The sequence below is a fragment of the Sinorhizobium sp. CB7 genome, from assembly GCF_041357635.1.
In the GTDB taxonomy this organism is placed as follows: domain Bacteria; phylum Pseudomonadota; class Alphaproteobacteria; order Rhizobiales; family Rhizobiaceae; genus Rhizobium.
On sequence record NZ_JAULLL010000004.1, the window covers coordinates 255,464 to 269,732 of the forward strand.

A 14,269-nucleotide genomic window follows, 5' to 3' on the forward strand; every position below is an offset into this window, starting at 1 on the left:
GGGCGATGAGGGAGGAAAGTCATGTCGGGAAACCTTCTCAAGATTGCGGTCATTCCCGGTGACGGCATCGGGACGGAAGTCGTGCCGGAAGGGCTGAAGGTATTGGAGGCGGCAGCGCAGATTTTTGACGTGCCGTTGCATTTCGATCGTTTCGACTTCGCCTCCTGCGACTATTATCTGGAGCACGGTCGCATGATGCCGGAGGATTGGAAGGCGCAGATCGGCAGCCACGACGCCATCTTCTTCGGCGCGGTCGGCTGGCCGGACAAGGTTCCCGATCACATCTCGCTATGGGGTTCCCTTCTTCAGTTCCGCCGCGAATTCGACCAGTATGTGAACCTGAGGCCCGTGCGGTTGATGCAGGGCGTCCGGTCGCCTCTTGCCGGGCGCAATCCCGGCGACATCGATTTCTACATTGTCCGAGAGAACACCGAGGGAGAATACTCTTCCGTCGGCGGCAAAATGTACGTCGGAACCGAACGGGAAATCGTCATCCAGGAGACTGTCATGAGCAGGACGGGGATCGATCGCGTCCTGAAATTCGCTTTCGAGCTGGCAAGCCGCCGCGAAGCAAAACATGTGACTTCAGCCACGAAGTCCAACGGCATCTCGATCACGATGCCCTATTGGGACGAGCGGACGGAATTGATGGCTGGCCGCTATCCCGACATCCGTTGCGACAAGTATCATATCGATATTCTCTGCGCCCATTTCGTTCTCAATCCGGACCGGTTTGATGTGGTCGTCGCCTCGAACCTGTTCGGCGACATTCTTTCGGATCTCGGCCCCGCTTGCACCGGAACGATCGGCATAGCCCCCTCGGGCAACATCAATCCGGAGCGTGACTTCCCTTCGCTCTTTGAGCCGGTGCATGGATCGGCACCCGATATAGCCGGCAAGGGCATTGCAAATCCCATCGGGCAGATCTGGGCAGGCGCCATGATGCTGGAGCATCTCGGCTATCCGGCGGCAGCGGCCGGCATCGTGAAGGCGATTGAAAAGGTCATTGCCGATGCTGCAACGCGCACGCGTGACCTTGGCGGGCAGGCGTCCACAATCGAATGCGGTGATGCCGTTGTGGCGGCACTGCGCGCGGCGGTCCCAGCCGAAACAGGCAACGGGAGGATTTCATGACCGCGGTCCATCGCCCCATCATCGCGCTCACTCCCGGCGACTGCACCGGGATCGGCCCGGAACAGACGGCCAGGATTCTGAGCGACGGAGGGCTGAATGACGTTGCGCGGATCGTCGTCGTCGGCGACCGGCGGGTGCTTGAGCTTGGAGCAAGCCAGGCCGGCGTGAAGCTCGATCTGCACATCTATGACCGCCCGTCTGCCATCGATTGGACACGCGCCGAAATCCCGCTGGTCGACCTCGGCAATACGGATCCGTCGCGCTATCCGCCCGGTCGGGCAAGCTCTGAGTCCGGTCACGCGACCGGCGAGACGCTAGCCAAGGCGGTCGAATTCGCCAAGGCGGGCGAGGTCGAGGCTATTTCCTTCGCACCGCTCAACAAGAGGGCGATGTATGACGGAGGCTGGAAGTTTCCGGACGAGCACAAGATGTTCGCGCATCTTCTCGGCCACATCGCCTATTTCAGCGAAATGAACGTGCTCGATGGCCAATGGATGTCGCGTGTCACGAGCCATGTCTCCTTACGCGAAGCGCTCGACCAGATCACCGAGCAGTCAATCAGCGCCGCCATCGTGCTGGCAACGGAAACGATGAAGAAGGCGGGGATTGCTCGTCCGCGCCTCGCCGTCGCGGCATTGAACCCGCATGCCGGCGAGAACGGCCTTTTCGGGCGCGAGGAAATCGACCTCATCCGCCCCGTTGTCGAAAGAATGGCTGCACGCGGCTATGACTGCAAAGGCCCGTTTCCGTCAGACACAGTCTACATAAGGGCGTTTAACGACGAGTTCGACGGCGTTGTCGCCATGTATCACGACCAGGGACAGATCGCCACAAAACTGCGCGGCTTCAACCGCGGTGTGACGGTAACGGCTGGGCTGGATATCGTCTTCACCACTCCGGCCCACGGCACCGCCTTCGACATCGTCGGTAAGGGCATTGCTGATACCGGTGCCTTCGAGGCTGCCATCAGGCTCGCCGCTGCCTTGGCCAGTGCCAACAGCCAAGCAGCCTCCGTAACCTGACCAGGAATTCATGGGTTCGAGAGCAATCTCCAGAGCCGGCCGCTACATCAAGACGTTGGAGCGGGATGTCGCCGAAATCCGCGCATTTTTTCGGGCATCCCGCTCTATAGTCGTCAAGGAAGAAACGCCCCACCGTTGACATGCAGAGTCTGGCCGGTTGTGAAGCGAGCCTGGGCGCTGGCGAGATAGACCACGGCTGCCGCCACTTCCTCCGGCGTCCCACGACGACCCACCAGCGTGCGGGTGGTCTTGTGATGGGCGGGCTCGCCGGCCATCGTGTGTTGCCGGTTCGTATTTATCATTCCGGGAGAGATGAGATTGACGGTAATGCCTTGCGAGCCCAGTTCGTGGGCAAGTGCCTTTGTCAGGCCGTCCAACCCCGCCTTTGCCGCAACGACGTGAACGCGATGGATCGCGCCCGTGTAGGCCGTAAGACCACCGATATTGACGATCGCGCCCTGACCGCTGGCTTTCAAATGCGGGATCGCGGCCCGGCTCATCAGGAAAGCGCCGTCGAGCGTTACCGCCATGACATCACGCCAGTCTTGGAAGGACAGCGCCTCGACCGGTGCTTCGCGGCGGATGGCGGCATTGTTGACAAGAATGTCGAGCCGACCCAGCCTTTCGATGCTCTCCCTTACGAGGCGGGCAGCATCTTCTTCCCGCCCGACGTCGCCGAACAGCACGGCAGCCGCACCTCCTCTCGCTTCGACTTCGCCCGCAACGGCCTGCGCGGCGTCCCTGTCCGAACGAGCAACGATAGCGACCGACGCACCGGCGTCGGCGAGCGCCAGCGCGATAGAGCGACCGATATTGCGGGATGCGCCCGTGACGAGCGCTACGCGACCCTTGAGACCCAAATCGATCATTTCACCTCCGCCTGCGATCTCGCTGCAGAAAGATCGACGTGGCCGCCATCCGCGATCCGATCCAGTCCTGCACGCAACGCATTGATCCTTTCGGCAGTCAAGCCTCCGAACCGCAGATTCGCCTCGAACTTGGCCTGCAGCTCAACATCCGGCAACGGCTCATGTGCACCGCCACGCATATGTGGCTGGCGGAATTCGCAAACCGATCCGTCCTTCAGCACTGCCCTGATATGGCCGGTGAAGCTGCGGGGATAGGGATCGTTCGGATCGATCTCGTAGGAGATCTTCGCTGCCAGTGTCCTGAGCGCCGGATCGAGTACCCGTTCGTCAGTGAACTGACCGAGACCCGCTTCGCCGTCGGTGAAGCCAACCGCAATGCAGTAGGGTGTCGAGAACTTGCCGGCATAGCCGTTCGGCGGACGGTGTTTTTCGGCAAGCGGTTCCCAGAGGCGATGCACGGTTCCCTCGCCGACATTGCAGGTGATGGCAACGATATCGTCGGCCTTCACGCCGGCTTTGGCAAGCATCCTGGCGCAATCGATGAAGGGTTGCGTCATCGTCCCGCAGGCATAGGGCTTGAAGGCGAGCGTCTCCAGAATCCATTCCTTGCCAAGCCCGTCGACCAGATGGCTGAAATCGGCCGCCTTGGATGGGGCGAAGGCCTTGTACATGCCGTTCGTGCCGTCGAAGACGGTAAGCGGTCCCATGAACCCTCCTTCTGCCAGTAGCGCGGCCCGAAGCCCCGCCTGGGCAGCGGCGCCGGCGTGAAGCCGTTTCGTCGAACTGCCGTCGGCGAGATATTCAATAATGCCGGAAGCGAGGCTGCCGGAGATGCCGAGCGCGCGGGCGATCCGGCCACTATCGAGCCCGAGTGCGGTGCCGACCGCCGCCGCCGCCGCCGGGGCACCGAAGATCGCAGTCGGATGAAAGCTCGCCTTGTGCGTCGCCTGCGGCGCAACGAGGCTCATGCGGCACATGAGTTCCGTTCCGACGGCTATGCCGCGCATGACCGCGCGACCATCCAGCTTGCGCTTCTCGGCGATCGCCATCACGGCCGAAACGATCACCGCCCCTGCATGGATAGGCCCGCCCTCGAACGTATCATCATAATCCTCGCCATGGGCCGCGGTTCCGTTGACGAGTGCGGCATCATAGAGACCAAGCGTTCTTTCGTGTCCGAAGGCGGTGCACGGACCATCATCGACAGCGCTTCCCAGAACCGCCTGGACATAGTCCGTGTTGCGGGCGGCTATGGCGAGAGCGATGATGTCGAAGAGCAGACGGCGGCAGACGGCAGTTGCCGCAGCCGAGGGCAATGCCTCGGCTGCGAACGCTGCCAGCCTGGTCGCGACCGGCGACGATGTGGAAACGGCAACATTCATGAATGAGCTTCCTCCAGCTTGACTTTGCGGGCATCGCGGATTTCGCGCGCGAGCGAGACGACGATGAAGATGAGGGCGAGGGACAGCAGGCAGAGCGCGATCGGATCCTGCAGAAAGATCATCAGATCACCGCCGGAGAGCACCAGTGAACGTCGGTAGCTGGATTCGACCATGTGCCCGAGAACGACGCCCAGGATCATCGGCAGGACCGGGAAACGAGTAAGGCGCATCAGATAGCCGACCAGCCCGAGTCCCAGGGCGACGCCCAGATCGAACAGGCTGTTGTTGAGTGTATAGATACCCGACAGGATCAGCGCGAAGATGAAGCCGGCTCGATAGTGCCTCGGCCGGTTCACCAGCCAGATGCAGGCCGGCAGAATGAGGATGCCGATACCGATCTGGGCGATGATCGCGATGAAGGAGCCGACATAGATACTGTCGATAACCTGACCGCTCTGCTCGAAAAGACGAGGGCCGGGAATGAGGCCGTGCATCAGCAACCCGCCGAGGAGCACCGCAGTCGAGTTCGAGCTTGGAATACCAAAGCTCAAGAGCGGTATCATGGCGGTACTCGCAACCGTGTTGTTCGCCGCTTCAGGCGCGGCCACGCCCTCTTCCGATCCCTTGCCGAACAGCTGCGGCGTTTTCGACCAGCGCCGTGCCTCGTTGTAGGACATGAAGGCCGCGATCGACCCTCCGCCGCCCGGCGTCAGGCCCTCGAAAAGGCCCAGGATGCAGCCGATGAGCTGGGAGCGTTTCAGCCTGTTCATCATCGCAAGGCTCGGCAGGCGGATACGGATGCTGGCATTCAGCTTGGCCATGTTCGGAGAGCCTGACTGGCTCATCAGTTCGGTCAGGGCAAAGAGGCCAACCATGACGAGGACGGGCTCGATGCCGCCCAACAGATCCGGTATTTCGAAGGTGAAGCGCGTGACCCCCGAAATTGGGTCGGTGCCGACTGTAGAGATCATCAGGCCGACTGTCGCAGCGGCCAGACCTTTGATCAGCGAGCCGCCACTCATCGACGCGATGACGCTGAGGCCGAGAATGCCGAGCCCGAAATAGGATGCCGGCGTAAAGGCAAGCGCCAGCCAGGAAAGCGGCTCGGTCAACAGGATGAGCATGGCGAGCCCGAACAGGCTGCCAACGACACCGGACATCAGCGAAATGCCGAGCGCTTCGCCGGCGCGGCCCTGGCGATTGAGCTCATATCCGTCGATCACGGTCGCCGCGGAGGAATTGGTGCCGGGCGTACGGATCAGGATCGCCGGGATCGATCCGCCATATTCGGCCCCGATATAGACGCAGGCGAGCAGCGCGATCGCCTGTGCCGGGTCCATTGTGTAGGTGAAGGGAAGGACGAGCGCCATGGTGATCGAGGCCGAGATGCCTGGCAAGGCTCCGCCGAGAATTCCCCAAGTGAGGCCGGCGATCGCGACAAAAACGATCGGTGTCTCCACCAAAAGGTGCAAGATATCCCAGAACGTCGCCATCAGAATAGCCCCTGAAAGACCGAACCCATGGGCTGATTGACGCCGAGCAGCTTGACGAAAATGGCCCAGTAGAACAGACCACCGCCGACAGCGGCGGCGAGCACGACCCAGCTGCGCGGTGCACCCTCGTACAGCGCGAGCGCGCCGATCAAGAGGGCGGTCGCGACGATGTAGCCGACGAAAGGAAGCAGGAAGACATAGGCTGCACCGAAAAGAAGCAGGCCCACTGCGCGCGGCAGTGGCGCATTCTCATCTTCCTCGCCGTCGGCCACTTTAGCCGCCGTCGCCCGACGAAGCCGGGTGGCGAGCAATGTGCGCGCAATGAGACTGAGGGCCAGGATGGCCAGGATAACCGAAAGGACCTTTGGCAGACCGCCTGCGCCGATTTCATCGGACAAGGTGCTGTCGGCAATCTGGGTTGACCAGGTGTAGTAAGTGCCAGCGACGGCAAGAAGCACCACGCCGCTGAGAAGATCTCTGTTCATGAGAGTGCCCTCATGGTGAAGAAAGGGTTTTTCGGGACCGCGCCCACGCGGTCCCGAAGCTGAATCGGTCCTGTTACTTGATTGCGCCTGTCGACTTCAGGAACTCTTCCGTCGTCGACGCGAAATTGTTTACGAAAGTCGGATATTCCTTGTGGCCGATCGGCTTTGGCACCAGCACCTCGGCGGCGTAGGCCTTCTTGTAGTCCGGGTCCTCGAGGATCTTCTTGACAGCCTCGTCCCAGATCGCCGCCGTGGTATCGGGAATGCCTTTAGGGCCGGCAAGACCACGGAATTTTACCAGCGCCACGTCATAGCCGAGTTCCCTGACAGTCGGGACATCAGGCTTGTCGGCAATCCGTTCGGGGTTGAAAGTGGCAAGCAGCTTGATCTTGCCGGCATCCAGTTGCGAGCGCACCTCCTGAATTTCTCCAATGCCGATGTCGAGCGTGCCGTTCAGCACGTTGAGCATCATATCGCCGCCGCCCTCGTGGGTTACGATAGCGGGTTTTACGCCGGCGGCTCGTTTCAGCTGCTCCGCGGCCTGACGCTCAAGCGAAGCGGGATTGGCAGCACCCCAGCGGCCGCGCTCGTTCTTGGCATGGTCGATGACGTCCTTGAGTGTCTTGTAGGGACCGTCGGCGCGCGTATAGATCACCTCGCTGTCGAGGAAGAAGTTCACGACCGGCTGCATGTCCTTGTAGGTGCTCTGCGGCTTGCTCATCAGGGACGTGTAGATGTAGGTCGGCGTGGTTGCGTAGAACACGCTGCCATCTGCGGGTGCGGAGGCGACGCGCGCCATTGCCTTCGCGCCGCTGCCACCCTGCACGTTTTCGACGACGAAGGTCGCGTCGATATATTTGCCCAGATATTTTGACATTTCGCGCAGGAAGACGTCGCTGCCGCCACCCGGGCTCGAGTGCGTGACGAGCGTCACGACCTTGACCGGGTAGGCTGCCGGGTCGGCAAGGGCCGGCGCGGCGGAAAGCAGTGCCAACGCCGCAAGCCCGGAGGCTGCTTTCCCAATTGTTTTGATCATGCTCATATTCTCTCTCCCGTTAAATTCACTGCTTCTCCCCAAGCAGTGTTGCCATGATGGACTATTCGGCTGCGATCTCCTCGCCGGCATGTTCGTCGGCTCCGCTGATCAGGGCCACAAGACGCTTGATGTCGGAACCCCTGTCAATGCCGCGGACCAGTGCGAGAAGCTCTTCCTGGCAGACGTCATCGATGACGCCTTCGGCGCACATGCGGAATTTGGCATCCAGCCCTTCGTCGCTGATCGGGTTGGACGGTCCGCCGCGGTAGCGTTCGTCGGCCCACTCCACCAATGTGCGGCCATCCTTGACAAGGACTTCGATGCGTGAACGGATCTTGTCATAACCCTGCGCGTCGATCTCCGGATCGTTGATGATCTCGGTGCGCGCCTGCAGATCCTGCATTGCCGGTCCTGCGACGAAGGCATCCTCGAATTCGTGATGGCTGGCCCGGCGGCACAGCACGATCATCGACAGCAGTGCCGGCATCGAGAACTTTGCCTGCAGGTGGTTGCGGGCGATTGGATACCGGATCGGCTCGATAATGTTCTTGCCGGCGAAGAAGCGGATGCGCTCGACGTCTTCGGCTTTGAGATCGTGATCCAGCACCAGCTTGAGCATGGCATCCATGGACTGGTGCGTAAGGATGCCCGAAGGGTATGGCTTGACGCTGACGCCTGGCGAGACGATCGTCAGCGGAGAACCGAAGCCCGCCTCCGTCTTTTCTTCGTCGAACCCCTCGCCCATGACCGAGAAGAAGCCCCAGGCGCCATCGAGCGCCGACGGATCCGCATCGAAACCGCGGGCCGCCAGAAGCGCTGCGGTGATGCCGTTCTCGCAGGCGCGGCCGACGTGCAGCGGCTTTGTCATCGTGCCGAAGTTGACGCGGATACCGGCTGCGAAGCTTGCCGCGAGCCCCAGCGCATGCGCGAGCTTTTCCCCCTTCAGACCCAGCAGCTTGGCAGCCGCGGCAGTGGCGCCGAACGTACCGACTGTTCCGCTGCTGTGGTGACCGCGGCGGTAATGGCGCGGCTTCATCCATTCGGAGATCTTGCACTCGACTTCGAAGCCCACCTGGAAGGCGAGCATGATGTCGCGTCCGTCGACATTGCCGAGCTGGCTGCCGATGATCAGCGCCGCCGTGAGCGGCGGTACGGACGGATGGGTCAGCAATCCATAGACATGGCCCGGATCGTGGGAGACCTGCGTGTCGTCCCAGTCATGCGCGTGACCGGCCGTTCCCCAGACGCGGCCGGCAAGTGCAGCCGGCACTTTCTTCGGGCCTGCCCCCGGCAGCGGTGCGTCGCCACGGCCGCCTTGCGCGAGCGCGTCTTTGATGAGGATCCGAACCGAAGTCTCCTGGCTGCCGGCGAGGTAAAGGCCGACAGTGTCGACCATGCAGCGTCGGCCGATCGCCAAAGCTTCATCCGGCAGGTCGGCATAGGTCGTCCGCTCGATAAAACGTATGGCCTGGGCCGTGATGTCGGATACGGTATTCACGCGTTCAATCTCCCTGTTTTGACTTGAGGCTCGCGACGGTCGACATGAGCCGTTCCTTCGCCGCTTCGACGTGATGAGTATGAGTGGCGAGTGCGCTTGCCGGATCACGGCGGATCAGAGCGTCGGCCATCGCATGGTGCTCCAGATGCGAGGCATGCATGGAACCGCCGAGCATCAGGTTGCGGGCGCGATAAAGGCGAAGCTGCTTGACCAAACTCAGATATTGCTGCGCGAGCGTCGCATTGCCCGCACTGACGACGATAAATTCGTGGAAGGCGAAGTTGACTTTGAGGTAGCGCTCGGAATCTTCCGCTGCGATCGCCTCATCCATCTCGGCGATGAAGTCCTTGAGACGCTCAATCTTCTGGTCGGTGATCCGTTCGGCAAGAAGCTTCCCGGCAAGGCCGAAAAGGGCGGCGCGCACATCGTAGACGTCGAAAGCCTGCTCTGCGCTCAGCTGGCGGACGAAAAAGCCACGGTTCGGAATCTGCTCGACAAGGCCGGACGAATCCAAAGAGCGCAGCGCTTCCCGAACCGGCCCTCGACTAATGCCGAAGCGCAGCGACAGCTCCTTTTCGTTGATGTGGTCGCCCGGCGCGAACTCGCCACCCAAGATGACGCGCTCAATCTCCTGCTCAAGCAGCATCGGCAGCGACTGCGACCGCAGAATTTCAACAGCATCCAACACCATTTGGCCTCCTCCTTCTTTCACTTTTCACATGCAGAATGCAGATTGTCAACAATCTGCATATCAATTTGGTGCCCATCGCAGCCCATGGGCAAGGCAGATAGCCTTTGCCCAACAAGCTTTTCCTGTCACTTCAGAAGGTGGCTGTTGGCTGGACTTCCGGAAATCATCCCTCCGATTTGGAGGCAAGGCCAGAAATTTCTCGCGGACCTTTTCAATAAAAATCTAGGCGCTATAGTAACGCAAAATTAACGATTTGATCGCGATGAAATTTTTTGCTCATCACTGTTTTGCATTGCTGATTTCACTTGCCTTCCTCGGGGCAATATTCGTACTGCCTTTCATTTCGGCCGGTTCAATTGTGTTTTCCATTATCACAGGAACCTGGCACATTTGGCATGTCTTGCCGATGCTGCACATGATGCTGATTGCATTGGCGCTGCATTTCATAGGTCCTGCATTTGATCGGGTCCAGAAGATCAGCCGTTGAGTTCCAACGCGCCAGCGTCTTTTGGTAAGAAGTCGCCGGCTTCAGATGTCAAGCAAAGCCTCGTAGTGATTGCCGATCTTTCGCACGCCGAAGTCGGCAGCGCGGCCCTTCAGGACCTCTGCCGGCGTGGGTTCGTCCAAGATTGCGTCAATAGCCGCCGCCAGTGCGCAAGCGTCGCCCACCGGGACGAGCGGGCCAAATTCACCTCCGGACAATATTTCCCGCGGACCGTGGGCAGCATCGGTGGAGACTACCGGAACGCCTGCGGCCATTGCCTCGATCAACACGTTGCCGAAACCCTCGCTGGTCGAAGACAAAACAACGACATCGGCGATGGCATAACAGGCTGCGGGGTCATTGACGTAGCCGGCAAATAGCACGCGCTCTCCAACGCCGAGTTCACCTGCCAAGGCTCGCAACTCTTGTTCAAGAGGACCCTCGCCAAAGATGACCAGCCGCGCCGGACGTCGATCACATAGCGCGGCAAAAGCCTTGAGCAGTGTCTTATGATCCTTGACAGGAACCAGCCTGCCGGCGGTGACGATAACCGGACTGTCACCCATCGCCGCAAGAGCCGACTGCCAGGAGTAGGCTCCCGCTGCCGAAGCAATTCCGGATGGCAGGGGATTGTTGATGACAACAGTCTTGCCGGGCGGAAAGCCGCGACCGATGAGATCCCGGCGCACGCCTTGGGAAACTGCAATTGCCTTTGTTGCGCGCCTCGCCACGATAGCGGAGAGCATTACGGCAAGCCAAGCGCCGCTAGTCTTGTTTGGCAGTGATGCGGCGGCATGGAAGCTTGGGAAAAACTTGGCCTTGGAGCCAGCCAGGAGCAGCGAGAAAGCCATGGCGAGGTTGGCGAACTCCGGGGCGCTATAGACCGCGTCGGGGCGATTACGCCTGAAAAACAAAGCGCTCGCGACGATTGCCTTTATGGTTGCCGGTTTGCCATATCCTTCATTGCGGATCGGAATTGCGAGATCCATGAGCCGAACCCTGGAAGAGACAAGCGCGGCATTCGGTCCCTGGGCATTCCATGTAAACAGGGTTACGTCGTAGCCACGGCTCGCCAACTCGTTCGCCATCAGCACGAAGACACGCTCTGCTCCCCCACCCCTCAAACTCGCGATATGGAAGACGATACGTCTGGCCACGAAGCCCTCAGCGTGCGGAAAGCGCCGAGGTGGACGGCGAACGCAAGTCGTACCAGATGCCCCTGGCAAGGGCGACGAAGAGACCAATTGCAAAGCCGGCGAAGGCGCCAAGAATCACCATCAGGCTCGTTCTCGGAGGCCATGAGCGCCCCGCCGGTGGAGTCGCGGTCGAGATTACGCGCACGTTCGTGGTATCCACATGCTCGCGCTGGCCGATCTGTCTGGAGCGGGACAGGAAGCTCTCATAGACGGCTCTCTTCGCCGCTGCGTCCCGTTCCAATTCACGCAGGGCGATTTCCGACTCGTTGTCGCTGAAGACGCTGCCCTTGATCTCGTCCATCTTGGCCGTCAGGGCATTCAGCGATGCCGTCGCCTTATCAAGATTTGCCTTTGCCGAGTTGATGCTGCGGTCGAGCTCCGCTTGGATCTGGCTATTGATGGCAGCGAGTTCAGCCTTAAGTCTCACGATCGTCGGATGTCTAGGGCCATAGATCCTCGATTGGGTGTCAAACTGCTGTTCCAGGTTTCCGGCGCGGTTGATAAGGGTTGCCAGTGCTGCTGAGGCGGGGGAATCTGTGCTGCTCGCCTTGGCGCCGCTATTGACCAGGGCATCGTAATTGGCCTTGGCGGCAACGACCTGAGATTGGGCCGCAACGATCTCGCTGTTGAGCTGCGTCATCGTCTGTGAATTGACAAGCTGGCCGTTGCTGGAGGAAAGACTGTGCACTCGCTTATAATCTTCCACACTTTTCTCGGCTAAAAGGACCTCGCCCTTCAGCTCGTCAAGTCGGTCATCGAGCGCGGCCGCCGCTCGGCCGGCCCCTTCGGCATCGGCCTCGGCAAGTTCGTCCTGGAAAGACGCAATGATTGCCTTCGAAAGGCTTATCGCCTTCTCCACCGTTTGCGCGGAAACCTTCAGCGTAGCGACGAAAGACTTCTCGTCGGCAGTGGTGCTGACATGCTCCATGAGGTTTTTCAAAGCCACGACTTTGGGATCGGGGGCGGCTGCTTCATTGCCGCCGAAAAGGCCCGATAGAGAGAAGGCGGGCGTCGGATCGAAAAATTCCGGATCGTTTGCAAGACCAGTCTCGTCCACAACACGGGCAAGTACATTGCCGGATGTCATGACACGCAGTTTGCTTCCCGCATTGAGTAACTGGCCGTCGATCTGACCCGGCTGCGTATAGACGTCATTGGCAACGACCTGAAGTGCGGGATCAATGAGAACGTCTGTGCTGACGGTATAGCGCGGTTTGGCGAGAACCGCGTAGGCCCCGCCAATGATTGCCCCACTCAAGGCAAGTACAGCCGCAACCTTAAGACCGGCGCCCAGCCATTGGAACAGTCGGCGAAAATCGAGCTCGAGAAAGTCCCCGACCTTTTCAACGGTGACCGGCTCGGCCGGTTCGGGGGCGCGCGCGAACCGGGCGGGGTTTTCCATCTGCCTCGCCAGTTCTTGATCGAGCCGCGCGTACCGCCGATTGCGATAGCTTGCGCCGGACGGTTCACCGGGAAAGCCGGACATGATTGATGCCTCGATTCTGCGCACAAGAAATGATGTACAAGGCTGAAGTTAACGCCTCGTTTTCCTCGAGCGTTTAAACATTCTTTGTTCCGGGTCCTCAACGGGAATAGTGTTACTTGGTTAAGGCGCAGTCTTAACCGCCGCCATTAGCAGGTGATTCATGCGACATTCGGCCGTCGGTTCCGAACAGCTGCCAGGCAGTGAGGCCCGGCGGCATAACGCGATTTCGCTGTTACTTTTTCTTTGCATCGCCTTTGCCCTGCTGTTGCGCTTTACCGTTTCTCCCCAGTTGATGAATATGGTCGTCAACTACACGACCGAAGCCGGCGCGTTCTACGAAAAGCTGCATTTCGGAACTGACGCGATCTTTCTCCTGACGCCGATCGTCCTTTTCAGCCGTCCGATTGTCCTCGTCGGTGGCGAGATCGCGAAGTTCAAGGCACTCCTGCTTTATTCGGCGATAATGCTCCTTCTCGTGCCGTTTCTATTTGCCACCGGTCGTGCAGGCTCTTCAGGTTTCGTCATCGATACCTATCTGGTTGGCGGCGCCGCGGGCCTCGTGACGCTTGCCGTGGGGCCTGATGTGCGGCGCGCGCTTGGCGACATCATTCTGGCAATGCTGATCCTGAGTGCTGCGATCGGCATCGTCGAAGCCCTCACCCACAGCCGGTTGCTGCCCTATCCTCTGACGGAGCTTCAGTTCAGGCCGATCGGACTTTCTGCACACCCGCTGGCGCTTGGCGCGCTTTGTGCGATGGCGTCGGGCTTCGTGACGTTGACGCGCTGGCCGGCATGGGTCAGGGTTTCCTCCATTTTCGTGCTGTTTATCGGTTGCGCCGCTTCAGGCGCGCGAACCGCCCTTTTGCTCCACACTGCCGAAATATTGGCCTTGCTCCTGTTCACACGATGGCCACAGCTGTCACCCAGACACGAGCGGCAGGCAAAGCTGATTACGCTCGCAGCAACCGCTATCGGCGGTGCGGCTCTGATCGCTGGGCTCTTTTCCCTTGGTCTTCTCAGCCGCTTCAACAACACGATATTCGATGAGAATTTCATGGCCCGCGTGACGATCTATCAGGTGTTTTCCTATGTCAGCTGGGGGGACATCCTGTTCGGCATGAACGCCAATGACCTCTTGGCCATCGTCAATCAGAAACTGCACTTGCCCTACATCGAGAGTGCCCCGGTGGTTATCATCCTGCTGTTTGGCCTTCCGATCGCCCTGTTGTTCACGGTCGTGGTATTCTGGCTTCCCGCCCGCCTTCTGGCGGGTACGCCGTTGCAGGCGAAACTGGCAACCATCACTTTACTGCTGGCAGCCCTTTCCAACAACACGATGTCGTCAAAGACACCCGAGATGACGATGATCGTCGTCTTGCTCTTGGCCTACGGCACTCCGGCACATCCACATCAACAGCGTTACGGAAGCAGCGCCGCCTCTGCGCGACCAATTGAGGCATGAGCTTCCGCTGATGCAGCAGCAGGATCCCGTG

The 14,269-nt window shown here is 60.2% G+C and carries 13 protein-coding genes; 4 read left to right on the forward strand and 9 right to left on the reverse strand.

Annotation, left to right across the window (positions count from 1 at the left end):
• Window positions 1–21 precede the first annotated feature (21 nt).
• Window positions 22–1,134 carry a tartrate dehydrogenase gene (locus tag AAE029_RS10290; protein WP_371072729.1) on the forward strand — a complete coding sequence of 371 codons (1,113 nt, stop codon included), beginning with the start codon at window positions 22–24 and terminating at the stop codon, window positions 1,132–1,134.
• A complete protein-coding gene (locus AAE029_RS10295) occupies window positions 1,131–2,156 on the forward strand; it encodes a PdxA family protein (protein WP_371072730.1) in 1,026 nt (341 codons plus the stop codon). Before AAE029_RS10290 ends, AAE029_RS10295 begins: the two co-directional genes overlap by 4 nt.
• Before the next feature lie 113 nt (window positions 2,157–2,269).
• Here AAE029_RS10295 and AAE029_RS10300 read toward each other — a convergent pair whose 3' ends face one another.
• The 7 genes from AAE029_RS10300 to AAE029_RS10330 form a co-directional block, all read right to left on the reverse strand.
• On the reverse strand, window positions 2,270–3,025 hold the full coding sequence (locus tag AAE029_RS10300) for an SDR family NAD(P)-dependent oxidoreductase (RefSeq protein ID WP_371072731.1): 756 nt from the start codon (window positions 3,023–3,025) through the stop codon (window positions 2,270–2,272).
• A complete protein-coding gene (locus AAE029_RS10305) occupies window positions 3,022–4,407 on the reverse strand; it encodes an MmgE/PrpD family protein (RefSeq protein ID WP_371072732.1) in 1,386 nt (461 codons plus the stop codon). The genes AAE029_RS10300 and AAE029_RS10305 overlap by 4 nt, the downstream gene beginning before the upstream one ends.
• A complete protein-coding gene (locus AAE029_RS10310) occupies window positions 4,404–5,900 on the reverse strand; it encodes a tripartite tricarboxylate transporter permease (RefSeq protein ID WP_371072733.1) in 1,497 nt (498 codons plus the stop codon). Before AAE029_RS10310 ends, AAE029_RS10305 begins: the two co-directional genes overlap by 4 nt.
• The gene (locus AAE029_RS10315; protein ID WP_371072734.1) at window positions 5,900–6,385 is read right to left on the reverse strand and encodes a tripartite tricarboxylate transporter TctB family protein; all 486 of its coding nucleotides are present in this window, start codon (window positions 6,383–6,385) and stop codon (window positions 5,900–5,902) included. Before AAE029_RS10315 ends, AAE029_RS10310 begins: the two co-directional genes overlap by 1 nt.
• A gap of 73 nt (window positions 6,386–6,458) precedes the next feature.
• Window positions 6,459–7,427 carry a tripartite tricarboxylate transporter substrate binding protein gene (locus AAE029_RS10320; protein ID WP_371072735.1) on the reverse strand — a complete coding sequence of 323 codons (969 nt, stop codon included), beginning with the start codon at window positions 7,425–7,427 and terminating at the stop codon, window positions 6,459–6,461.
• A gap of 55 nt (window positions 7,428–7,482) precedes the next feature.
• The gene (locus tag AAE029_RS10325; RefSeq protein ID WP_371072736.1) at window positions 7,483–8,919 is read right to left on the reverse strand and encodes an MmgE/PrpD family protein; all 1,437 of its coding nucleotides are present in this window, start codon (window positions 8,917–8,919) and stop codon (window positions 7,483–7,485) included.
• A 4-nt stretch (window positions 8,920–8,923) separates the two neighbouring features.
• Window positions 8,924–9,610 (reverse strand): FCD domain-containing protein, encoded by a 687-nt coding sequence (locus AAE029_RS10330; RefSeq protein ID WP_371072737.1) that lies wholly within the window; start codon window positions 9,608–9,610, stop codon window positions 8,924–8,926.
• Between the two features lie 262 nt (window positions 9,611–9,872).
• On the opposite strand from AAE029_RS10330, the gene AAE029_RS10335 reads away from it, so the two are divergent.
• Window positions 9,873–10,097 (forward strand): hypothetical protein, encoded by a 225-nt coding sequence (locus AAE029_RS10335; protein ID WP_371072738.1) that lies wholly within the window; start codon window positions 9,873–9,875, stop codon window positions 10,095–10,097.
• A gap of 41 nt (window positions 10,098–10,138) precedes the next feature.
• Here the strand turns inward: AAE029_RS10335 and AAE029_RS10340 are convergent, their stop codons facing one another.
• Together AAE029_RS10340 and AAE029_RS10345 are read right to left on the reverse strand one after the other, a co-directional pair.
• Window positions 10,139–11,251, reverse strand: a complete 1,113-nt coding sequence (locus AAE029_RS10340) for a glycosyltransferase (protein WP_371072739.1) — start codon at window positions 11,249–11,251, stop codon at window positions 10,139–10,141.
• Between the two features lie 7 nt (window positions 11,252–11,258).
• Window positions 11,259–12,776, reverse strand: a complete 1,518-nt coding sequence (locus AAE029_RS10345) for a GumC family protein (protein ID WP_371072740.1) — start codon at window positions 12,774–12,776, stop codon at window positions 11,259–11,261.
• Window positions 12,777–12,936: 160 nt separating this feature from the next.
• Here AAE029_RS10345 and AAE029_RS10350 point away from each other — a divergent pair, with 160 nt between their 5' ends.
• Complete coding sequence (locus AAE029_RS10350) at window positions 12,937–14,238, forward strand: VpsF family polysaccharide biosynthesis protein (protein WP_371072741.1); 1,302 nt, start codon at window positions 12,937–12,939, stop codon at window positions 14,236–14,238.
• Window positions 14,239–14,269: the final 31 nt, after the last annotated feature.

Excerpts from the sequence above, each read along its gene's own strand:
- AAE029_RS10290 (WP_371072729.1), top strand. The coding sequence starts at position 22 with ATGTCGGGAAACCTTCTCAAGATTGCGGTCATTCCCGGTGACGGCATC.
- AAE029_RS10295 (WP_371072730.1), top strand. The coding sequence starts at position 1,131 with ATGACCGCGGTCCATCGCCCCATCATCGCGCTCACTCCCGGCGACTGC.
- AAE029_RS10300 (WP_371072731.1), bottom strand. The coding sequence starts at position 3,025 with ATGATCGATTTGGGTCTCAAGGGTCGCGTAGCGCTCGTCACGGGCGCA.
- AAE029_RS10305 (WP_371072732.1), bottom strand. The coding sequence starts at position 4,407 with ATGAATGTTGCCGTTTCCACATCGTCGCCGGTCGCGACCAGGCTGGCA.
- AAE029_RS10310 (WP_371072733.1), bottom strand. The coding sequence starts at position 5,900 with ATGGCGACGTTCTGGGATATCTTGCACCTTTTGGTGGAGACACCGATC.
- AAE029_RS10315 (WP_371072734.1), bottom strand. The coding sequence starts at position 6,385 with ATGAACAGAGATCTTCTCAGCGGCGTGGTGCTTCTTGCCGTCGCTGGC.
- AAE029_RS10320 (WP_371072735.1), bottom strand. The coding sequence starts at position 7,427 with ATGAGCATGATCAAAACAATTGGGAAAGCAGCCTCCGGGCTTGCGGCG.
- AAE029_RS10330 (WP_371072737.1), bottom strand. The coding sequence starts at position 9,610 with ATGGTGTTGGATGCTGTTGAAATTCTGCGGTCGCAGTCGCTGCCGATG.
- AAE029_RS10335 (WP_371072738.1), top strand. The coding sequence starts at position 9,873 with ATGAAATTTTTTGCTCATCACTGTTTTGCATTGCTGATTTCACTTGCC.
- AAE029_RS10345 (WP_371072740.1), bottom strand. The coding sequence starts at position 12,776 with ATGTCCGGCTTTCCCGGTGAACCGTCCGGCGCAAGCTATCGCAATCGG.
- AAE029_RS10350 (WP_371072741.1), top strand. The coding sequence starts at position 12,937 with ATGCGACATTCGGCCGTCGGTTCCGAACAGCTGCCAGGCAGTGAGGCC.